Origin of the sequence: Mesorhizobium sp. M0106, assembly GCF_040322715.1 — a bacterium.
In the GTDB taxonomy this organism is placed as follows: Bacteria; Pseudomonadota; Alphaproteobacteria; order Rhizobiales; family Rhizobiaceae; genus Mesorhizobium.
This window is the reverse complement of record NZ_JAMYUA010000014.1, coordinates 122,513-143,587: the sequence shown is the minus strand read 5'-3', so window position 1 is coordinate 143,587 and position 21,075 is coordinate 122,513. Positions and strand designations below refer to the sequence as shown.

Below are 21,075 nucleotides of genomic sequence, written 5' to 3'. Positions count from 1 at the left end.
CTTGGTCTCAATTACCGCCCATCCGCCGGCGAATTTATCCGCGAGTTCCTGCCGGGCGTAGAATGGGTCCTTGAGGCCGGAATGGTGTTCCACATGCTGATGGGGGCGGCCGGCATGGGCTGCAGCGAGACGGTGCTCGTGACGGAACAAGGCCCGGAACGCCTGATCACCATGGAGCGCAAGCTCTTCTCGCATAATTGAAGATCATCCACCATGGCTAACCTTATTCAACCAGTCATAGGTATCGTCAGCAATTTCGACGTGGAGAAGGAAGGCTACATCTGTTGCGCCAATTACGTACGTGCAATCGAGAAAGCCGGCGCACTTCCGATAATTTTGCCCTATGTCAAAGCAGATGAAGTAAGGGCGCTACTCGACGTCATTTCAGGTCTCGCGCTTACCGGTGGTGTTCCGATGGAACTCTACGGGGCGGCTCCGCTTGCCCAAGAACGCGACTATTGGAGCCGCTAAGGTGCAAGCCATAACTGAACTCGCCAACTTCGTTAGCAGCTATCCGGCAAGTGCACTGCCAGCGGCTACACGGCGGACGATTTCGTTGCTCATACAAGACCTCATCGGTGCTACTGCTGCGGGCCTGCGATCGCCATTAGCGGACGCAGCCAGAAAGGCGGCACTGGAAGCCTATGGCGAAGGCTACGTAAGCATTTGGCTGACAGACAAACGCTCTAGTGTAGTCGGCGCCGCGATGGCGAATAGTGCTGCGGCGAGCGCGCTGGACATCGATGATGGTCACCGCGGCGCAGGGGGGCACGCCGGTGCGGGCGTCATTCCCGCTGCTTTGTCAGTGGCTCAGGCTGTCGGCGCGTCAGACTTGGAGACCTTGGTTGCAATCGCGCTCGGATACGAAATCGCTCTGCGAGTCGCGAGCTCTCGTCCTGTTGAAACAATCGATACCTATGCAAGTGGACGCTGGGTCAGCTATGGGGCTGCGGCAGCAGCTTGCCGTCTGTTAGGTTTGAGTGCAACAGAAGCTGCTCATGCGTTGGCGATCGCCGGGTCCGAAGGACCGATCGTCTTCATGACCGCAAGCTCCAAGTTCGAGGGCAGCACAATCAAGGAAGGGATTCCCCCGGCGGTGGTTGCGGGTGTTACGGCCGCTTATCGCGCACGGGCAGCCGCAACTGGCCCACTTGATCTTCTTGATGACAACGATCGGTTCACTCGCCAGCTCTTGACAGGCGATCTTGGATCTTCGTGGGAAGTTGAAAAGTGCTACCTTAAGCCATATGCATGCTGCCGCTACATCCACGCAGCAATCGATGCGATCCTTGCCTTACGCCGGGACGGAGAAGAGATACGAAACCTGCGCATCGAGACTTTCCCGCAGGCGATGCGCCTGGCCAACGAGCGCGCCCCCAGCACCCTGGAGGGTGGTCAGTACAGCTTCTATTTTAGCTGCGCACTGGCCGCGTTATTCGGTCGGGAAGCTCTACAGCCTGTGCAGAAGGAGCGTCTTGCTGACGCTCGTGTTCTCGAGTTAGCCGCGCGCATTGAGCTTGAGCCGGTGCCCGATTTTGCTTCCGCGTTTCCAGTCGGAACGCCTGCCCGTGTCGTCATTGATCAGGGGAAAGGGCCAGAAGAGATGACCGTGCCTCATCCCCTAGGGGACGTCGCAAACCCCTTATCTAGCGACCAGATCGCGGAGAAGTTCAAGAACATCGCCCAAAAGAACGTTCACCCGAAGTGGCAGGACGAGATCCTATCGGCGATAGCTAGCCTTGACACCACAGGCTTTCTGCCACTTCTGACCGCCCTCCTGCCATGGGACAGCCGACACTGGACATCCGAAACCGCAATTTTCACTGAGCTTGAAAAGGGGAACTTGGAGCTATGGCGGATTTTGGGTGACAGGGGTAAGAGGCCGTTTTGAAAATCGGCTTGCTGGGGTTTCGTCTGAGGCTGGAGCTGTGGATGCCACAAAGCAGAGCAGTGGCCGGCTGGCCCAGACCGCCAACAAGACCAAGCGATACCCGCCTGATTTGACGGATGAGCGACTATCTGGAGTGTCAAGTTGCATTTGCGAAATCGATGCGCGCATCGCGTGCTTTTGCATTGAGAATGACGAGCAGCTTGCGGGCGAGCGCGATGCGGATGACCATTTTCTCCTTTCCTGCGTCCTACAACCGTTGATGGAAGGCAGCAAGGTGAGGATCGTATCTGGCGACGGTGCGAGCAACGAGGAAGAGGATGGAGCGCGGGCCCTCGCGGCCGCCGCGCACCGACCGGCGGCCACTGCGCTTGCCGCTGTCGTTGGCGATCGGCGCCAGCCCGGCGAGCTTGGCGATGGCCTTGTTGGAGAGGATGCCGATCTCGGGCAGTTGCGCCATCAGGCGAGCCACGGTGCGCGAGGCGACGCCCTTGAGCGAGCGGAAGGCTTGGTCGAGGCATGCCCACAAGGGATCGTCGTTGATCAGCGAGGCGATCTCGCCTTCGAGCCGCCGGCTCTGGCGCTTGAGCAGGGCAATGACCTCGTCGAGACTGATGATGATCTCGGCATCGCGAGCCGAGCTGCGGCGCTGCTTCTGGATGGTGAGGTCGCCCGGTGACTACGACGCGGCGCTATCAGTCGGGCGAAGTAGACTATGACCGCCATATCTCCCGCCGCGGAGACACCCATGTGCGTTCGCTTCTCTATGAAGCTGCGGTAGTGATCCTGACTCGCGGCTGGGCCGACAGCGACTTGCGTGCATGCGATGCTCCGCTCCGGTGAGCTCTTCAACAGGGCGATGGCTATCGCCTAATTCTCGAGCTCTGCAGCGCCCATTAGAGGAGTCCCTGCCGGGACCGAGGCTGGTCCATTCCGTTGCCGTTGCACCACGAGTTTGCTCGGAGCGTGCGAGACATCCATTGGAAGGACCATCCCGTGAAGCCCCATGATGCGGCGGCCCATGTCGACCGGGTAGACGACCGTGCTCCCGGCAAACAATCTCCCGCACCAAAAAGACGCTTGCAAATCTCGCACTATACGACGGTCTTACCTATAAGTCTTTGCCACGACGCTGGGTCGTCGAGCGGACCTTCGGCTGGATGACCCGATGTCCCCGCCGAGTGCGCGACTACGAGCAGCGCATCGACGCCTCTCACGCAATGATCCTCGTCGCAATGGGCGCCAACCTCATCTGCCGAATTCAAAACGGATCCTTAGAGGAACACTGCTATGATGCTCGACGAAAGTCTCTTAAACGGTACGCCGGAAGCCGGCCGGAACTCCTTCATCTTCGCGCCGACCGCCTAATCTGTACCTCACAAGGGGACCGTATGGTTGGAGTGTCACGCGTCATTTCCTGGCTGAGAAAGGCGGAGGACGGAAGGCAATGGCTTCGGACGCGCAGAAGGTGTTCGTTGTCAGCAGGGTAAAGACGGTAGGCCGGTGACAGAAATTTGTGGCAGGGCAGAAGGACGCGATGCCGAACATCCGTGAGCCAAACCGACGGCAAGTCGACCTATTCTGGCACTGCCTCCGTGATTTCAAGACTGCCGATTTTAATAATGCCGTTCTTCGTTGTAACAGCTCAACCGTGGACTTAGCTTGACGGTGCTTTGCGCGACATTTTGGCCAGAGTTTTACAAATCGATAATTCCGAATTTTATCGCTTTTATAGCCGCCGTTGTTCTGCTGGCCGCATCCATTTTTCGCATTACGTTTTTTATGTGGAAGTTAACAGTATTTACAGATATCCCTACAATCTTACCTATTTCCCACGACGATTTCCCTTTCGCCGTCCATAGGATGCACTCTTTTTCTCTTGGAGAAAGATTAGGTGTCTCCTCGACGCCGCTTGAATTAGCGAACTTACCGACTCTCAGATGGAAATGCAACGCCGCGAGCTGCAAGTAGGTGATTGCTCTATTTTGGAATTCACCGTCCCAGGCTTGAGCAAAGTTCATGATCGCAAAGCGGCCGTCGGGGCCGTGCAATGGAACGCTAATGCCCGATCTTAAGCCGAACGTCGCCGCCTCGTCGAAAACGCGCCGTTCGTCTTCAGTCGTGCTTTCGTCGTTGTACACCTCGCTCCACTGAAAGGCTTCTGCTCGCCTCCGACTCCTCTTGATGGTGGGGTCTATCCTGTCATAACCCATTTCGAAATAGCGTTCCTGCCATTCATGAGGATAATTCAGCATGACGGCCGGATCGCCTCGGACCGGCTTTGAGCCTTTTTGGCCTGGTACAAGAGATCCATACGCGATCCACGCACAATCAAAATTCAGGGCAAAGTCAGATAACAGGTCGAACAAATGCTCGGATTTTGCAACACGATCCGTTTGGTCGAGAAATCGGCCAAACTCGAGCGCAAACGCCTCCCTGGCAGCCTCAGGGAAATGCATCGCCGGAACCAAAGAAAACTGGTCGGACATCCTGGTTGAGAGCCCTCGAAGTTGAGAGACAGCGGTCATCCGCGGGCGTTCCATGGTCTCTGCTCCGTAGCCATTTGCGCTGGGTGTTGCCACTGGCGCACCAAAGCTGCCGGCTGTAAGGCTAGGGCTTCGCCGTCCTCAGCAGGCCAGCATCGTCAAATCTATAACATCTCAAGCCCACCGGGGAAGTTATTTAGTTTGAGGTTATTGTGTGCTAGTGTTATACGAACGCAACATATCTTAGATAAATGTTGTTGTTGTGATATGGTTTAGCCTATATCCTATTGATAACAGCATGGGCGAATCGTTTAACATACTGTATCATTTAGTCGGCGCACAAAAATCCTACCGAAAAGAAGTCAAAGCGGCGACCTTAGATTGACGTGTCAAGCTACTATATCGGTGGCGCCAAGAGTTTTCTTGAACTTGCGTGGTCCGTGCGGTGGTACGCTAATTCGGTCCAGCCCGAAAATTAGTGATCCTGTCTGAGACCGGTAGCACCTGGAGCGCCAAGAGCTTCATGACAATGTCGGTTCGGATCAGCCCGAGGGCCTGACTGAAAGGCCCCCCTTTGCGGATGTGACAGTCACCGGAGGTCGGTTGCCGTGACATCCAACGTCAGGTCCACCAGAGAACTAGATCTGGCCGCGCAAACCCGAAAAAGCTGTTTAGCACCAGGCGACGCTTTCCGTTGCCGGATTGACCGGTAACCCCGTGAACGAAACCGCCGTCGATCAGGGCGATATCCCCGGCCCTGAGCTGGAAGTCGCGACAAGGAACGGCATCGAGATAAGCTGCCGAATAGGGATAGCCTGTGGTCTCCACACCTTGCGACTTTCGGGCGGCGACCGTCGGCTTATGGCTCCAGAGCCGCAGGTTGCCACCTTCCTCGGGCATGCTGGGGTAGAAGTTGAGCGCTGCAACGGTGTTGTGCGCCACCGCACAAAGCTCGTAATCGTTCCCAGCACATAAAACTTGAGCGACATCGTCGTGGGGGTCCAAGGAAAACTTGCCGCTGCCAGACCAACTAAGAGCGCGACAAACATTAGCTTGACCGTACTCGGAGCGAGCCAGTCTCAATTCAATGCCCTGGTTGTGAAGCTCGCGCTTCAACGCGTCGAATAATGCTCGGACCGGATCAACCAAATTGCCGAAAAGGGCGTCGACGTACGGTCGCGCAGTTTCTGATTGTGCGAAGTAGGTGGCTGCATCCTTCCTGTAATGGGAGGCGCCGACATATTGTCCGGGGACGCCATCCTTACGCTCCCTGAGACCTGTGCTGTCAACAAAGTTCGCGGTGATTTCTTCGGCTATTTCCGAACTGAAAGCTTGCTTGACGTGCAGAGCGGTGATCTCACCTTTCAGGACTGAGACGATTTCCGCCGTGCTGATTGAGCCAGTTCGTTCCCTGATTGTAGGAGGCGAGATCGCAGGCGCCTGAGATGCTTGGTTAATGCCCATTGGCTTGCTCCTTTAGTGCGTGATCTAGGATGGCGATGCCATGATCGAGTTCGTCGTCGGTGATGGTTATCGGGGGTAGGACTTTGATGACGTCGCGATTTGGTCCTGAAGATTCGATCAGCAGGCCATTTTCGAATGCGATATCGTGCACACGGCCGACCACGGCCTGTGAACGGCATTTGAGACCGGCCATCAGACCGCGGCCGCGCTTTTGTTCGATGCACGTGGGAAATTTCGCAACCAGGCTATCCAGGTGTCTTTGCAGTTTGGCGGCTGTTCGCTCGACGCCTGCAGTGAACTGCGTTTCGGACCACAGTTTGCACATCGCCCCTGCAGTCACGAAGGCGAGATTGTTGCCTCTGAAGGTGCCGCTATGTTCTCCGGGATTCCAAATGTCCAGGTCGGGGCGGATCAGAACGATGGAGAACGGACTGCCTGAACCGCTTAGGGACTTTGAAAGGCATACGATATCGGGATCAATACCCGCGAACTCGAATGAGAAGAACTCGCCCGTTCGTCCTGCGCCCGCCTGAATGTCGTCGACCATCAAAACAACGTCGTGCCTGCGGCAAATGCGCTGAATATCCGTGAGCCAAGCAGCAGATGCAGTGTTCATGCCACCTTCTGCCTGAATGGTCTCCAGAATGATTGCAGCGGGCTTTTCAATGCCGCTGCCTGGGTCGCCCAATACGAAGTCTATGTAGCTCGCGGAATCGAAATCTTGGTTCGGGTATCCGTCGTAGGGGACGCGGATCACATCGTGGCGAGCGACGCCGCCCAATTCCCTGGTCGATGCCGAACCCGACACCGCCAGAGAGCCAAGCGACATGCCATGGAACGCGTTCGTGAATGCCATGACGCTCGAGCGGCCGGTATATTTTCGCGCCAGCGCCAGCGCTGCTTCGTTAGCGTTTGTGCCCGTCGGCCCAGGGAACTGTATCTTGTAGGAAAGGCCTCTGGGCTTCAGGATCGAGTCGACAAACGTTTCAATGAATTCACGCTTTGCCACCGTGTACATGTCAAGAGATAGAAGAATGTTCTCGCCAACGAGATATTCGATTGCTGGTGCAATAATACTCTGGTTGTTGTGTCCATAGTTGAGGGCGCCGGATCCTACGAGGAAATCAATGTATGGGTTTCCGGCCTCGTCCCAGATTGTCGCCCCAAGGGCTCTCGTAAAGACTGCAGGAAACGACCGCCCGTAGCGACGCACGTTAGACTCATGAGCTGCAAAAACATCAGTATTCATTTCTGGTCCTCTGCATGTCGGCATCGCGTTAGCAAGACAGTGATTAAGTGCTGGCGAGTTATTTTTCATCATCACATAGAAGAGCGAAATTTGGTTGTGTCGGATCCGGGCGCTGCGTTTCGTCTGCTGCACAGATAGTTCAGACCGGCCCTGCGCTGGCTCATCTGCTGGACACATCCGCTTCGAGACCTCCAGCGTCGAGCTCTGCATGCTGATACCTTCGGTGAATGCGTTTACACGAGCTCGTTTCTAGAGTTGTCGGGCAAGCACCGAAACTACGGCTTCTGGTAGTTGACGCGACGGTGACGAGTGTATCGGCATCTGACGCGATCGCGTCGGGAATGATGTATTCGAGCTTGCGCAGCTTGTTTCCGCCGAACGCGAGACCGGAGTTGCAGTCCTCGCGTTTGGCGTAGATTTCCACCTTGCCCCCCAAATGCTGCCGAGGCGGTCGAGCTTCACGATGGCGTGGGTCCAAAGGTGAACGGGTAGCGTTCGAAATTGCAGGATGTTTTTCCAGCACACGTGATCGATTTGAATTGGGTCTATGCACCCAGCCACTCCCCAAGAGGCGTGTTTGATTTGACAACAGCTGCGGATGTTGCAGAAGAGCCTCATCATAATTTCCAGCGCCTCGCACGGAGACGAAGCAGCCCGCATCCCGGCGTGCTGCGATGGCTCTCATGCCTACGGAACCCAAATAGCTGCCTGTCGCGCCATTAGACGTCCCGGGATGCGGTCACCTCAATCACACCTATTCTTCACGATCAGCCCAAGGTTCGTGGTTCATCGAAAGTGGCGGGAATCCGAACTCTGATTTTGTCGCGGCCGCGCCTCAAGGCAGCACCAGCGATATGGCCAACATTTGATCGCGCTGGAGCAAATCTGCGGATTCATTCGTCACCTCATCAAGGTCTGGCGGCTCGGATCCAACTTCCTTGCAACTGTCGAAACGCGCAGCCCTTTGGCCAGCTCGGCTAACGCAGCCAGACCACCAGATCAGAAAGAGCACGCTTGCGAAATAGGCCAACTGAAGGAGCAAGGAACAAGCCAGCGTCGTGACGACTACTGTGCGGATGGAATGAGAAGCGAAGTAGACAATCACAGCGTTGCTGCACAGCACCAGCCCCAGGACGCGACAAAAGATTTTTATGCGCAACGCCGTTCTCCTGGTTTTGTCTCCTCAGATCATGCTGCGACCTGGTCGGCCGCAACATGGGTCTGGCAGTTCTTCGGGCAGACGCGGCCGCAGGCTCCGCAGCCAATGCAGCGGCCGGCATGGTCGACGACCATGATCATGCGATTGAGCTCGCCGTCGAAATCGTCGTCTTCGCCGTCGCAGGCGCCGAGGATTTCACCCGCGTCATCGACGCCGTAAAGATGCATGACCTCGCGCGAGCAGACTTTGAAACAGCGGCCGCAGCCGATGCAGGTCGTACCGTCTATAGCGGTGAGATATTCCGGCACCCATCCGGAGCCATCGCGGGTGGTGAATGTGCTCCTCATCGTAAATTCTTCATTGCAGCGAGCTCTCTCTTGGCACCATCCAACTCGGCAAAAACGGCGGACGTTTCCTTGGCAACGTCCTCTATCTCCGTCCATTTTCCCGGGAGATCCTCTGCAAGGTCGCGCAATTTCATCTTGGCGACTGCTGCGCGCAGCTGAAGCTTTCGGACTTTCTTCCCCATTTCATCTAGCTTTGACATAAACCCTTCCTTGAAATCGGTTTCATCACGACGGCGCCACACCGGGACCGGCTTCAGTGGCTGCGGTCGCATCGTCGATCAGTTTCGCACCGGCCTCAGCCAGTTTCCGGAGCATCTCGAAGCCGAACCGATGAACGTCTTGCCAGAACGACCAACTGCCCGGCCGTGGAAAGCATGCGGCCCCAAGTCCTCGTGAATTTCATCTCCATCATTGCCGATGTCATCAGGCCGGAGCGCTCCTCGATCGCGATCCCGACGGCGGTTTAGAACATGTCGAGCCTCCACAGCACGTCAGGATCGGGATCATCGATGACAGGCATCCCAGGGCGCTGTTTTCTGGTGACGATGAAGTCGGCCAGCAACGTGGCGTCCGATTTGCCTTCCCACGAGCCGTAGGAGTCTTGAGCACGGATCAGCCGCACGAGGCATCTGACAAAAGGCGTGGCAAGCGCCGCCTCGTTCTCGGCAGATCGCGGTATCAGACATTTCGCCTTCTCCTCAATTTCAGTCCTCTTCCTCGAAGCACGCTGCCTGTTTTCGGGGACGCCTACTTCGGGCACCCTTGCGCAGCCGACGCCCGGCTCGGGGCGGCCCATTCCACGCAATTGATGTCCCCGTGGCCGACCTTGAACACCTCCTCGACTGCGAGGTCTTCCACGCGAACTCGCGTCGAACATTATTTCCGCCGCAATGCGGCCACAGGTCATGAAGATTCGAGCCTCGATCCTGCTGCAAACAATCGACCAAGTGCTGCATGGACCCTCCTTGCTGCGGCCACACCAGGGAAATGGACGAATTGGCCAGTAATCCATTTCGACCAATCAACCCTTTTTGTTTTTTCTCCTCGGCCGACCGCGCTTTGGCACGTTCGGGAAATTGTTTTGCGGAGCCGCACAGAGAGCGCCGTAACAAACCTTCACACCCCTGTAGGTGGCGAGGGCCTGCAGCAAATCCGGTAGAAGGTGCTCTTTCAATTCGTCCGGGACAGGCTCCGGACCGTCCAGCGACTGCAGTGCCAGTTCGACCAACTCGATCGCGCGATCGTTGTTGCCGTTCTCGTAATAGTACCGGGCGACCGCGGAATAAGACCGGAACTTAGGGCTGTCGCCTTGCGGGGGATTCAGTGCCAGAATGCGTTCGGACAGCTCCTTGCCCATCGCGAAGCGCTCAGCGGGGGGAAGGCGCGAATGGTCATTGGCCGGATGGAAAAGCTGGTCTAGCGCCGAAACCATCCAATCCTGGGAGTTCTTGTCGATCGCGTCGCGCACGAATTCGCGCATCACGGGCAAGCCGGTCCACATGTCTTGTATTTTGTGAAGCAACAGATGCGCATGAGCCAGGCGGAAATTGATGTCGTCCGGCATCAAGGCGATGCCTTCTTCGATCGCCCAGAGCGCCGTCTTCCAATCTTCTAACTTCACCGCCGCCCAGAATCTGTCATCGATCGGCTTCTTCAACGCTTGTTGGCGCGCCATGGGTTCGCTTGTGGCGATCCGCTCCGTATCGGCGGCTTTCGCTTTGTCGCTGGTGCGCCAGCTGCCGTTGAGCACTTCCGGCAAAACCTCATCGAGTTGGCTTGGATGACCGATAAAGGCGATCTGGCCGTCTCGGTCGACCACGTACGAAGTCGGAATCCCGGCGGAAAAGCTGGGTTTCATCCAAAGCTTGTTCATTTCACCTGTGTGGTCGAACGCGATCCGATAGCTCAGATGCGAGCACTTTTCGGTCAACCACGCGTCCAACTTGGTGCGAGCCTCAACGGCCGTTGGAGCGTCTTCATTAGCCGCGACGCCGACGACCTCAAGTCCGCTGTCCCTGTATTTTTCCTGGAGCCGCATCAGATCGAGCATCTCCGCCATGCATAGTTCGCACCAAGTTGCCCAAAATTCGACGATATAGACTTTGCCGGGCTGGAAGTTCGCAAGGGGCTCGCCACGCAGCCAGTCCTCCATTTTGATCGAAGGAGCCGGTGACCCCATCTGCAAGTACCATGTTGTCTCCAAAGCTGTTGCCAAAAGTTGCGTGACCTTATGCGCAAGCTTGTTCCCCCTTTGAGACGGGGCACGAGGGTTCAAGGAATGGAGAGCATCGCTCGTCTTGCGCATCTGCGTGCAGTCAGCCTTCACTCAGTGTTGCTGAATCTCAATTCGCAAAGGCCGTGCCAACGCGCTCAGCGCGCACTAAACGCCTTATACTTTAAAAAACTTTCGGGGTGCCCAAGATAGCCGGTTGTATTGGACGCGACATGTTTTCTGCCGCTGTCAGGTTTTGGACAAGCATCACGCGCTTCGCGTCGGCAGAAAAGCGTGGCGCGGACGACTCAATATGCATTCGGGCCGAGGGACGAGGCCGATGGACGTCGTCAGGCTCGTCATGATCGTCCGCTTCACGCCACCGGCTTGAGCGTCTTGCCGTTCCGGTCCGGAGGCGGTAGCGATCTCGCCATTTGCGATTGCAAGGGGCCGCTCCATCCGAGCGCGGCCTGTGCCCCCTCGCCCGCCTTGGATTGAATTCCTGGGCTGGCGTCATGGGAGTTCTTCGCGACCGAAGCAGGTCCAGCTGTAGCTCGCCAATACCGCCATTTTCAGATCGATGATGATGTCGCGGCGAAAAAGGCCGGATGAGTGCCGGCCTGTGCCGGCCGGTGAACTCTCCGGGGTTCCTGCTTTGTGCCGATATTTTCTGTGTTCCCTGTGCTCAGGCGCTGCAGGGACCGCTTCGTGCGGATGTGAGCGTTGGCGGAATTGCAAACCCAAAGACCGCTCGGTCGCCACGCAGGTTGGGCAGGACCAACGGGAAACGCGGGAGATGCGGCTGTCCGCCACTAACCCGGGCTACCATCCCAAAGATGACAAGGCGATTGATGCCATCGTTCGCGCCGACGTGGGCAAGAGCCCGGCCGTCCCGACTCGAAGGTCGGTGCCTTGGCCACTCGTTGCGGTGGTCAGCTCCCGGCCAGTGTGAGGGAAATCGTGATAACGCCAATACGATGCGGGCTACGGTCCGAACGCGGCCTGCCGCGCTGAAGCGACTCTCTTTCTCGACCTGACGCCGACCTGAAGCGGTGGTTTTGAGTGCATTGAGGAGCGCCTGTACCTCTGCGCGGCCTTTGGGCTCCGCGTTACGGATCATCTCGGGCGAGGAGAACCCCCGAGCGCGCGTTAGAGAGGTCCGGGATGTCTCGGCGACGGCGCTTGCAGATTCGAGCTTCGCGAAAGTTGCGCTTTGCGCGATCTTCCTCCGACTTGGCATCAGGATAGGTGACCAGGGGGGGGTAGAGCTTCGAACAGCGTCGGTGCTTGCTTGGAACCCGTCATCGAGCCAAAAACAACGGCAATGACGGCTTCCCAACTATCCATCTCGTCACGCCGCCGAAGAGTCGCTCACGTAGCCTGCGGTTGCCATAAGCGCCCATGACTATCATGTCGGCAGACGTGTCGATTGCATGCTGCGCGAGCACCGTGGCTGCCGATTTTCCGGCGCTCGCCAGCAGGTCAACCGAGACCCGAGCACCGTGCCGAGTGAGATAGGCAGCGATATCGGCTCCTGGCTCGGTATCGTTTCCGGTGCAGGTCGCCTCCGGATCGACGAGGGCGACACGAACTTCCTCAGCACCGGCTAGCAGATCCAGCGCTTCCCGAACCGCACGGGACGCCTCGACTCGCGAATCCCAGCCGACCAGCACGCGCCGTGGAGACAGAGTCGCCTCAGCGCCCTCCGGCACGACAAGCACCGGCTTTCCGGTGTCGAATAGGCTGCCGTTGATAACAAGGGGACCGACGCTAATGTCGTTGAGAAGTGCGGGGCCGACGATTGTCAGATCGTTGCAGAGCGCCCGCTGTCGCACCGCGTCACCGATGCTGGCCTGATCGCAGTTGGCAATATCGACATCATAGCACCGCCACGTGGCTCTCAGCAGTTTGTGAATTTCCCTGGATGTTTTTTCCAGACTGGCCGTGTCCTGTGAAAATCTTTCGATCTGCCTAAACCGTTTGTCCAGTCTGGCGATGGCCTGTGCGCGTTGTCCAGGCCACTCGGGGATGCCATCGCCGAGCAGCGGAGAAGGCATAATGAGCGGCGGAGGCGACATCACCAGTACGGAAAGATACGCGCCGACTTCGGCACACAAGCTGGCAGCTGTTCTGACATCCTGATCGGAGTGGTCAGCTCCCGTCACACTGAGTACGCTTCTGAAAGCCATTTGACTGCTTCTTTCTGAATATGTCGTACCTGCCGGCGCGTTTCGAAGCCGCAAGACTTGCCCTCAGCACGGCGGAAATGCGGAGTGGCACCACATCGGTTATCTATTCAGCCGTCCGGCCACTCGAGCGAGTAGCCGGCCGACCTGACGGTACGAATGACGCTGGAGGGGGAGGCCGCCTTCAGCGCCTTTCTGAGCCGGCTGATATGGACATCCACGGTGCGTACACCGACATGGATATTGGGCGGCCAGGCCGCGCTGATCAGCTCGTCTCTGGTGAAGACCTTGCCGGGAGTCTCAAGCAAAAGCCGCAGCAGGTTGAACTCGATCGGCCCAAGGTGGACTTCGTGGCCATTACCCCGAACCCGGTGGGCATCGAGCCTTATCTCAAGGTCGCCACAGGAGATCCAGCCGCCGTTTTCGATCCCGTTCGAACCCGGCTTTGGCAGCGCCAGCTTCATCCGTAGACAGTCAAGCAGCTTGGCCGGCGCGAAGGGCCGCACAAAGCTCTCGTCAATGCCTGCCTTCCAGAGATCGAGGTGCTGGTTCTCGGCGCCGGGCGCGATCAGGGCAATAACGGGCAGGCCGCCGGTCCGGGGCTCCCCCTTGAGCCGGGCGCAGATTGTGGAGCCTGTCGCGCTTGTTGGCTGGCAGTCCAGCACCACGGCCTTCGGCTCCCGTTCACTGGCCAATGCAAGCGCCTCCTCCACGCCGCCGGCCAGTTGAATCGTGAAGCCATCCACCTCCAGAATGTGGCTGTGGACCAGATAGAACTCCGGATCCTGCGAACAGATCAGGACCAGTGGCTTCATCAGCGCTGCCCCAAGAACCACATCGGCCTCGATCGCCTCGATTGAGAGGGCTGGCCATCGCATGTCCTCAAGGCCTGACACGATCCCGTTGATCGAAAATCGGTTCCATCACGCCCGCGCCACCTCGGGATGAGCCTCAATAGCTGCGGTCGCATCGCCGGCCAGTTTCGTACCGGCCGCGGCGAGTTTCCAGAACGTCTCGAAGCCGAACCGGTGGACGTCGCGCAGGGTCTTCGATAGAACGACCAACCGCCCGGCCGTGAGAAGCACGCGCCCAAAGCCCTCATGGCTTATCTCCATCATTGGCGATGCCATCAGGCCGGAACGCTCCTCGATCGCAAGCCCGACGGCGGTGTAAAACATCTCGAGCCTCCACAGCACGTCCGGATCGGGATCGCCGATGATCGGGATCGCACGGCGCTGTTCCCTGGTGATGATGAAGTCGCCCAGCAGCTCGGCGTCCGATTTCCCTTCCCAAGACCCGTGGGAATCATGAGCCCGGACCAGCCGCACGAGGCATTTGACGAACGGGGTGGCAAGGGCCGCCTCGTCTTCGGGGACAGCAGGGCTAACCACGGCGTCAGACATTTCGCCCACTCCTCATTTCAGTCCTCGTCCTCGAAGGACGGTTTCTGTTCGGCGACACCTGCCTGCGCCAGCACTTTGCGCAGCCAAGGGGGAGGACACGTCCTGAGCATCATCTGCGTGCGCAACAGCACCTCTTGGATGGTTTGGGGCTGCGGCACTTTGATCGGATGAATTTTTGCCGAAACAACCTTGGCTGCCGAAGGTCCGCCGATCGCCAGACAAAACAGGAGATGACATCCCTTCAGCGCCTCCACCTTCGGGGTGATGCGGTCATCGCCCTCAGTTGGGTGCTTCCCGCTCTCGTCCGAAACGTCATCGAAGGCCACGGCCTCGACGAGCTTCCACTCCTCGCGCATCACGTCGTAGACAGCAAAGCGCCTAGCCGAACCGAAATGGGCGTTGAGGTTCTTCATGTCCTGCGTGGCGATCGCCACGCGCAATGCGCCGGCTTGGCGTTCCGGCGTCGGTGCGTGAACCTCGTCAGTGACGAGCGAGAGGCGACGAACGGAGCTCATCTGGCATTTCTCGCTTACGGAGTGGATCAAGCGCCTCAGGCGTCGGCGCGTGCCGGTTGGCTTCAAAGATGTTGGCAACCTCGAAGATCAGGTCGCGGGTCCCCTGATAGAGGATTGTGAGCTTGTGCTGGCTGCCGAGCCGGTCGAAGATCGGGAAGCCGACCCGCATGAGCGGAATGCCGAGGCGCTGCGCCGCCTGGCGGCCGTGGGAATGGGTGACGAGAAGATCAGCGCTGGCACCAAGAGCTTCCAAATCGCCGAGATCGCCGATTTGAACCGACTGCGCCGGTACTTCCTCCAAAATTTTCGACATGTCGGTCGTGGTGACCGCCGCCGCGATTTCGGAGCCCATGCCGATGAAGAAGCTCGCGAGTTGGTAGAGTTGGTCTGGTTCAGCAGCGATCGCAATTTTCTTGCCTCCAAAGTGGAAATGTCCGTCGAGCAACGCGTCCTGCAACTGCGCCCGGCGACGGCGCACCCCAGCCGGCGCCGCCGCGCCCGAAACCGCGGACAGCAGAGAGACGAACCGGTCGGCGTCCTTCAATCCAGTCAGCGACCGGAACAGCACGTAAGGCACGCCGGTCAACCTCTGAAGCAGCTCGGCCGGGCGGCGCATATGCTCACCGATGACGATGCATTGCTCGGCCGTGCCAAGCTCGCGGATATCCTCGATGCTGGTGCCGCCGTAGGTGGTCGTGATCCAGCGGTCGGGCACCGTACCGTCGAGCGAGCCGGAGACGTCCGGCAGAATCACGGGCTTCAGTCCAAAGCTTTCAATCATTTCACGCAAATGCTCGATATCAGCCACAGTGAGGTTCCAGCCAGGCAGGATCACGATCTTCTTCGACTGCCGCGCCTGCTCGCCGGGCCGCGTAATCCTTTCGATCATCGCGGTGACAGCCTTGGCCCAGCCCTCTTCGATCGCGCCGCCGAAATCCGGTGTGTTGGCTAGCACCACCTCCGTACCCGCGAGTTCTTCCGTGCGCTTCAGCCTGATACTGGCGATATCTCCTGCGCAGTCTTCGCCCCGGGTTTCCACCAGCGCCGTCGTGCAGACCCCGATCAGCGTTGGCTTTGTGCGGGCCTTGAGGTTGAGGATCGCGTCTTCCAGATGCTCTGCCCCGCCGAGGATCGTCGCCACCTCGTCCATCGCCGTTGTCTGCAAGGGGATGGCTTCCTTGAAATGCCGCACGAAGAGCACGAGCGCGAAGCTGGTGCACCCCTGGGTGCCGTGGAACAACGGCATCGCGCCGTCGACGCCAAGGAAGGCGAAGGCGGCACCCAACGGCTGCGATGACTTCAGCGGATTGACCGCCGCCGCTTTGGTCTGGGGAAGGATACGGACCATCGGCTTTCCTCAACACTCGCCGAAATCGTCGGCCATCGTGCTGGCGAATTCCTGGACAGCATGCAAGGTCGCGGTCTCGCTTTTCGTGCGCGGCAGTTCCTCCCTCACCTCAGGCTGGCAATCCCATGGTGCCGGCTCCCGCACCTGGCGCCAGATCGGGTTATGAATGGCGAGGTCGATCTGGCGTACGAGTTCCACCATGCCGTCATAGCCGGCGTAAGGATGTTGGCGCTCCTGGTTGATATCGAGCCAGGGTGTCTTGGCCTTCAGCGCGATGAACTGCGTGCGCCCGCCCGACAGCATGATATCGGCCTTGTGTGCTGAGAGCATGGCGTAAAGCTCGCGCGGCGCCATCTGCTGGAACATGTGGTTGTCGTCCTTGAGGATCTGCTTGATGCGCTCCTTGTCTTCGAAGGTCGACTTCTTGACAGAGGTGCCGACGATCTCGATGCCGATCTCCATCAGCGCATGGACGACCGACCAGGACTTCACACCGCCGGTGTTGAGCAGCACGCGCTTGCCTTCGAGCCTCGGCCGGTAGGCGGCGAGCTTCTTCCAGGCGATCGCCTCCTCCTCTGCAATCAATGCCTCGGTGCGGCCGAGGATCTCCGGATCGGCACCCTTCTTCACGAGCAGCTGAGATATCTGTCGGAGCGCTTCAGAGGTGTCGGTGATGCCGTAGAAGGAGCCCTCGAAAAACGGGATGTCCCAGCGCTGCTCCATCTTGCGGGCGAGATTGATGAGCGCGGTCGAGCACACCATCATAGCCGCCCGGGCGCGGTGCGCGCAGGCAATGTCGAAGTAACGCGCGTCACCCGGAATGCAGGCGCGCACCCGGATCCCGAGCCGATCCAGCAGCGGCTTTACCAGCCAAAATTCGCCCGAGAGGTTGAATTCGCCAAGGAAATTGATGTCGTAAGGGCCGGCATCTTCGGGCTCCACCGTGCCGATGACATGATCGAGCAACGCCTCGCCGGCAAGCTTGTTGCCAAAGTTCTTGGAGCCGACGAAGCCCGGCGCATTGACCGGCACCACCGGCAGGCCGAACTTTTCCGCCGCGCGCTTGCAGACGGCCTCGATATCATCGCCGATCAGCGCCGTCACACAGGTCGCATAGACGAAGATAGCCGGCGGCCTATGCGCTTCCTTGATCTCGCGGATCGCTTTGAAAAGCTTCCGCTCGCCCTGCCCCATTACCACGTCGAGTTCAGTGAGGTCGGTCGTGAAGCTCGTGCGCCACAGCGTTGGCCCGGACGAAGCCGCACCGCGGTTGTCCCAGGAATTACCCTCGCAGGCGAGCGGCGCATGGATCAGGTGCGCAACGTCGGTGATCGGCTGCAGCACGATCTTGGCGCCATCGAAGGCACAGCCGCCGGCCGCCGCCCCGGGGGTCAATGGCTTCGAACAGCCCTCCTTGCGCGACTTGGCATCCTTGCCGCGGTTCTTCTCGCAGGCAGGCTCGTTGAAGACATCCTGGATCTTGGCACTGAGCGAGGACATTGCGTCGATCTCCAAAGTCCATGGGGAAGACGACCGGCTTCACCGAAGAGCCGGCCGCCACGCTTAGCGGGTCAGGTCATACGAATAGTCCGTTACGCCCGTCTCGCTTGTCTCGCGATCGAGCTTGTCGAAGATCTTGTCGAGGATCGTTGTCAGGACGCGCAATCCGCCTTGGTAGCCCATGAGCGCAAAGCGATGGTGATGGTGGCGGTCGAAGATCGGAAACGTCAGCCGGATCAGCGGCGTGGCCGTGTCGCGCTCCAGATACTTGCCGTAGGAGTTGCCGATCAGCAGGTCCACCGGCTCGGTGAAGAGCAGCGAGCGCATCGCCCAGAGGTCCTTGCCCGCCCAGACTTGAGCACCCTTGCCGAAGGGCGATGATGCAAGCAGCTCCTTCAACTCCGCTTCCCATGCCGAGGTGCCGTTGGTGGCGAGGCAATGGGTCGGCTCGCCGCCCGTCTCCATGATGAAGCGGGCCATGGCGTAGACAAAGTCCGGATCACCGTAGATGGCGTATTTCTTGCCGTGCAGCCAGGATTGGCTGTCCGCCATGGCGTCAACAAGTCGGCCGCGCTCCAGGCGGATTGCCTCGGGGATTTGCTTGCCGGAAATCGCGGAGACCTCCATCAGGAAGTCGTCGGTCGCCTGGACTCCGAGCGGGTAATGGAACGAGGCAGTCGCCTGCCCTACCCCCTCGCAATACTCCAGTGTTTTTCGGGTGTTGTAACGCTGTAGCGAAAGTGTCGCCTCGGCGTTGAGTGCCTTCCTCACGTCTTCGATCTTCGTGCCGCCGTCGTACATGCGGTATTCGCCGTCCGACGGGGTGTCGAACTGGTCAGAGGCGTCTTGGATGAAAGTATAGGACACGCCTATCAGATCGAGCAGGCGCTTGAGTTCCCGGTTGTTGCCGACACAGAAGCCGTCGAAGCCCGGAATGATGTTGATGGTGCCATCGGCTTCCGTGCGCTCCTCGCCTTTCCAGAAATGCTCCAAAATGCCCTTGACCGTGACGTCGTAGCCGTCGACATGGCTGCCGACGAAGGCCGGCGTGTGGGCGAAAGGCACGTGGAAATCGCGTGGGACCGAGCCTTGGTCCTTGGCATTCTCGATGAAGCTGTGCAGGTCGTCGCCAATGACCTCCGCCATACAAGTGGTCGAGACGGCGATCATCTTCGGGTCGTAGAGTTGGTACGTGTTGGCGAGCCCGTCGACCATGTTCTTCAGGCCACCGAACACTGCCGCGTCCTCGGTCATCGAGGAGGAAACTGCCGAAGCAGGCTCCTTGAAATGGCGCGACAGGTGCGAGCGGTAATAGGCCACGCAGCCCTGGCTGCCGTGGACGAAGGACATGGTTCGCTCGAAGCCCGCGGCCGCGAAGACCGCGCCGAGCGGCTGGCAGGCCTTGGCGGGGTTCACCACAAGCGCTTCGCGAGCGAGGTTCTTTTCGCGGTATTCCCACGTCTTGGTGAATTCGCGTTGGTCGGTAACGATCTGGTCCGGGTGAGGACATTCGAAATTCAGCCTCTTCTCGGCGAGCATCTGCCTGTATTCCGGCTCGCGGAACAGGGGCGCGTGGTCGAGAACTTTTTCAGCCGACTGCGGCATGGGTGGTTACCTCTTCTCCATCTGGCCGCGCCATACGGCGGCACAGGGACGTCGAAACGTTTCAGGTCTCCCGCGGACAAACGGCCACAGGCGTTCAACGGCCTCCCGGCTTCCGGGAGGCCAGATTTTCATTCGGCTGCGATCGCCGCCGACGGCTCGGCTTTTTTCTTCCAGGGGGCGTCGTAGAGGTTCCAGACCGGGTTGTTGATGGCCAGATCCATGTCGCGGGCGAAGATGGCGAAGCCGTCGTAGCCGTGATACGGGCCGGAATAATCCCAGGAATGCATTTGACGGAACGGTATGCCCATCTTCTGGACCGGGTACTTTTCTTTGATGCCGGAGCCCACGAGATCAGGACGGATCCCCTCGATGAACTTCTCCAGCTCGTAACCAGTCACGTCGTCATAAATCAGCGTGCCCTTCTTCACGTAGTGGCCAGTGCGCTGATAGTCGTCGTTATGGCCAAATTCATAGCCAGTGCCGACGATCACCATGCCCAGATCCTCATATGCCGTGACGACGTGACGGGGGCGCAGCCCGCCGACATAGAGCATCACCGTCCTGCCTTCGAGGCGCGGCCGGTACTTGGCGATGACGGCATCGACCAACGGCCGGTATTTGGCGATGACCGCCTCGGCCTTGGCCTCGATTTCCGGCCCGAAATGCTTGGCTATCTTGCGCAGAGAGGCTTCGGTCTGGGAGGGGCCGAAGAAATTATACTCCATCCAGTCGATGCCATACTTTTCCTCCATGTGCCGGCAGATGTAGTTCATCGACCTGTAGCAATGGATGAGATTGAGCTTGGCCTTTGGCGCTCGCTCTATTTCGGCCAGCGTAGCGTCGCCCGACCAGTTGCCGACCACGCGCAGGCCCATCTCCTCGAGCAGGATGCGCGAAGCCCAGGCGTCGCCGCCGATATTATAGTCGCCGATCACATTGACATCGTACGGGCCGGCCTCGAACTCGACCTCCTTCTTCTCGAACACCCAGTCGCGGATCGCGTCGTTGGCGATGTGGTGGCCGAGTGATTGCGAGACGCCGCGGAAGCCCTCGCAGCGCACCGGCACGATCGTCTTTTCGTGCTCCTTGGCCTTGTTGCGGGACACCGCTTCAGTGTCGTCGCCAATCAGGCCGATCGGGCATTCGGATTGCACAGTCATGCCCTTGTTCAGCGGAAACAGTTCCTCGATCTCGTCGATGATCCGTTCCAGCTTCTTGTCGCCGCCGAAAACAATGTCCTTCTCCTGGAAATCGGAGGTGAACTGCATCGTGACAAACGTGTCGATACCTGTCGTGCCGACGTAGTAGTTTCGGCGTTGCGACCAGGAATATTGCCCGCAGCCGACCGGGCCGTGCGAGATATGGACCATATCCTTGACTGGGCCCCACACCACGCCTTTCGAGCCGGCATAGGCGCAGCCGCGAATGGTCATCACCCCGGGGATGGACTTGATGTTCGATTTGACCTCGCATTCGGAAAGGACCTCGTTTTCCTCGCCAGCCTCGTCGCCGCTCTTTGCGACGCTGAGGTGCTTCTTGCGGCGCTTCGCCGCCTTGTCAGGATATTGCGACAGCACGTCCTCGATAAGCTTCGCATGGAGGGCACCGTCATTCTCGTATTCCAGGCTCATGGGACCCCTTTCAAGGTTCAGGGTGACGCCTCACCGACGAGGCGCCGTTCTTTGAAAGGCGCGCCAGGTTAGACCGCGCCCG

The 21,075-nt window shown here is 58.9% G+C and carries 17 protein-coding genes and 6 pseudogenes; 5 read left to right on the top strand and 18 right to left on the bottom strand.

Going from position 1 to position 21,075, the window contains the following annotated elements; translation table 11 throughout:
- The 3 genes and pseudogenes from NKJ55_RS16360 to NKJ55_RS16350 form a co-directional block, all read left to right on the top strand.
- Nucleotides 1–201, top strand: a pseudogene (locus NKJ55_RS16360) (M24 family metallopeptidase); the annotation flags it as partial.
- A gap of 12 nt (nt 202–213) precedes the next feature.
- Nucleotides 214–471: a gamma-glutamyl-gamma-aminobutyrate hydrolase family protein gene (locus NKJ55_RS16355; RefSeq protein ID WP_352450796.1), complete on the top strand. Its 258-nt coding sequence runs from the start codon at nt 214–216 to the stop codon at nt 469–471.
- A gap of 1 nt (nt 472) precedes the next feature.
- Nucleotides 473–1,891 carry an MmgE/PrpD family protein gene (locus tag NKJ55_RS16350; RefSeq protein WP_352450795.1) on the top strand — a complete coding sequence of 473 codons (1,419 nt, stop codon included), beginning with the start codon at nt 473–475 and terminating at the stop codon, nt 1,889–1,891.
- 136 nt (nt 1,892–2,027) lie between these two features.
- On the opposite strand, the pseudogene NKJ55_RS16345 reads toward NKJ55_RS16350, so the two are convergent.
- Nucleotides 2,028–2,501: pseudogene (locus tag NKJ55_RS16345) on the bottom strand (transposase); the annotation flags it as partial.
- Nucleotides 2,502–2,575: 74 nt separating this feature from the next.
- On the opposite strand from NKJ55_RS16345, the pseudogene NKJ55_RS16340 reads away from it, so the two are divergent.
- Both NKJ55_RS16340 and NKJ55_RS16335 read left to right on the top strand, forming a co-directional pair.
- Nucleotides 2,576–2,683, top strand: a pseudogene (locus NKJ55_RS16340) (transposase); the annotation flags it as partial.
- Between the two features lie 317 nt (nt 2,684–3,000).
- Nucleotides 3,001–3,147: pseudogene (locus tag NKJ55_RS16335) on the top strand (transposase); the annotation flags it as partial.
- 438 nt (nt 3,148–3,585) lie between these two features.
- Here NKJ55_RS16335 and NKJ55_RS16330 read toward each other — a convergent pair.
- From NKJ55_RS16330 to nifD, 17 genes and pseudogenes are all read right to left on the bottom strand, one after another.
- Complete coding sequence (locus NKJ55_RS16330; RefSeq protein ID WP_352450794.1) at nt 3,586–4,431, bottom strand: helix-turn-helix transcriptional regulator; 846 nt, start codon at nt 4,429–4,431, stop codon at nt 3,586–3,588.
- A 564-nt stretch (nt 4,432–4,995) separates the two neighbouring features.
- The gene (locus NKJ55_RS16325; RefSeq protein ID WP_352450793.1) at nt 4,996–5,838 is read right to left on the bottom strand and encodes a 2OG-Fe(II)-dependent halogenase WelO5 family protein; all 843 of its coding nucleotides are present in this window, start codon (nt 5,836–5,838) and stop codon (nt 4,996–4,998) included.
- On the bottom strand, nt 5,828–7,087 hold the full coding sequence (gene ectB / locus NKJ55_RS16320; RefSeq protein WP_352450792.1) for a diaminobutyrate--2-oxoglutarate transaminase: 1,260 nt from the start codon (nt 7,085–7,087) through the stop codon (nt 5,828–5,830). Before ectB ends, NKJ55_RS16325 begins: the two co-directional genes overlap by 11 nt.
- Before the next feature lie 298 nt (nt 7,088–7,385).
- Nucleotides 7,386–7,617 (bottom strand): annotated as a pseudogene (locus NKJ55_RS16315) (hypothetical protein); the annotation flags it as partial.
- A 305-nt stretch (nt 7,618–7,922) separates the two neighbouring features.
- The gene (locus NKJ55_RS16310) at nt 7,923–8,246 is read right to left on the bottom strand and encodes an exopolysaccharide production repressor protein (protein ID WP_352450790.1); all 324 of its coding nucleotides are present in this window, start codon (nt 8,244–8,246) and stop codon (nt 7,923–7,925) included.
- A gap of 29 nt (nt 8,247–8,275) precedes the next feature.
- Entirely contained in the window at nt 8,276–8,593 is a 318-nt protein-coding gene (fdxB, locus tag NKJ55_RS16305) for a ferredoxin III, nif-specific (protein WP_352450789.1), read from the bottom strand.
- Nucleotides 8,590–8,793, bottom strand: coding sequence for a CCE_0567 family metalloprotein (locus NKJ55_RS16300; RefSeq protein WP_352450788.1), 204 nt, complete (start codon nt 8,791–8,793; stop codon nt 8,590–8,592). Before NKJ55_RS16300 ends, fdxB begins: the two co-directional genes overlap by 4 nt.
- A 25-nt stretch (nt 8,794–8,818) precedes the next feature.
- A pseudogene (locus tag NKJ55_RS16295) lies at nt 8,819–9,296 on the bottom strand (NifX-associated nitrogen fixation protein).
- A 318-nt stretch (nt 9,297–9,614) separates the two neighbouring features.
- Complete coding sequence (locus NKJ55_RS16290) at nt 9,615–10,772, bottom strand: TlpA disulfide reductase family protein (protein ID WP_352450808.1); 1,158 nt, start codon at nt 10,770–10,772, stop codon at nt 9,615–9,617.
- A gap of 1,334 nt (nt 10,773–12,106) precedes the next feature.
- Nucleotides 12,107–12,994 (bottom strand): universal stress protein, encoded by an 888-nt coding sequence (locus NKJ55_RS16285; protein WP_352450787.1) that lies wholly within the window; start codon nt 12,992–12,994, stop codon nt 12,107–12,109.
- Between the two features lie 107 nt (nt 12,995–13,101).
- Nucleotides 13,102–13,887: a response regulator transcription factor gene (locus tag NKJ55_RS16280; RefSeq protein WP_352450786.1), complete on the bottom strand. Its 786-nt coding sequence runs from the start codon at nt 13,885–13,887 to the stop codon at nt 13,102–13,104.
- Nucleotides 13,888–13,914: 27 nt separating this feature from the next.
- Entirely contained in the window at nt 13,915–14,394 is a 480-nt protein-coding gene (locus NKJ55_RS16275; RefSeq protein ID WP_352450785.1) for a NifX-associated nitrogen fixation protein, read from the bottom strand.
- A 17-nt stretch (nt 14,395–14,411) separates the two neighbouring features.
- Entirely contained in the window at nt 14,412–14,909 is a 498-nt protein-coding gene (nifX, locus tag NKJ55_RS16270) for a nitrogen fixation protein NifX (RefSeq protein ID WP_352450784.1), read from the bottom strand.
- Entirely contained in the window at nt 14,875–16,257 is a 1,383-nt protein-coding gene (gene nifN / locus NKJ55_RS16265; RefSeq protein ID WP_352450782.1) for a nitrogenase iron-molybdenum cofactor biosynthesis protein NifN, read from the bottom strand. The genes nifX and nifN overlap by 35 nt, the downstream gene beginning before the upstream one ends.
- Nucleotides 16,258–16,266: 9 nt before the next feature.
- Entirely contained in the window at nt 16,267–17,757 is a 1,491-nt protein-coding gene (nifE, locus tag NKJ55_RS16260; protein WP_352450781.1) for a nitrogenase iron-molybdenum cofactor biosynthesis protein NifE, read from the bottom strand.
- 63 nt (nt 17,758–17,820) lie between these two features.
- Nucleotides 17,821–19,362, bottom strand: coding sequence for a nitrogenase molybdenum-iron protein subunit beta (gene nifK, locus NKJ55_RS16255; protein ID WP_352450780.1), 1,542 nt, complete (start codon nt 19,360–19,362; stop codon nt 17,821–17,823).
- A 128-nt stretch (nt 19,363–19,490) separates the two neighbouring features.
- Complete coding sequence (gene nifD, locus NKJ55_RS16250) at nt 19,491–20,993, bottom strand: nitrogenase molybdenum-iron protein alpha chain (RefSeq protein WP_352450779.1); 1,503 nt, start codon at nt 20,991–20,993, stop codon at nt 19,491–19,493.
- Nucleotides 20,994–21,075: the final 82 nt, after the last annotated feature.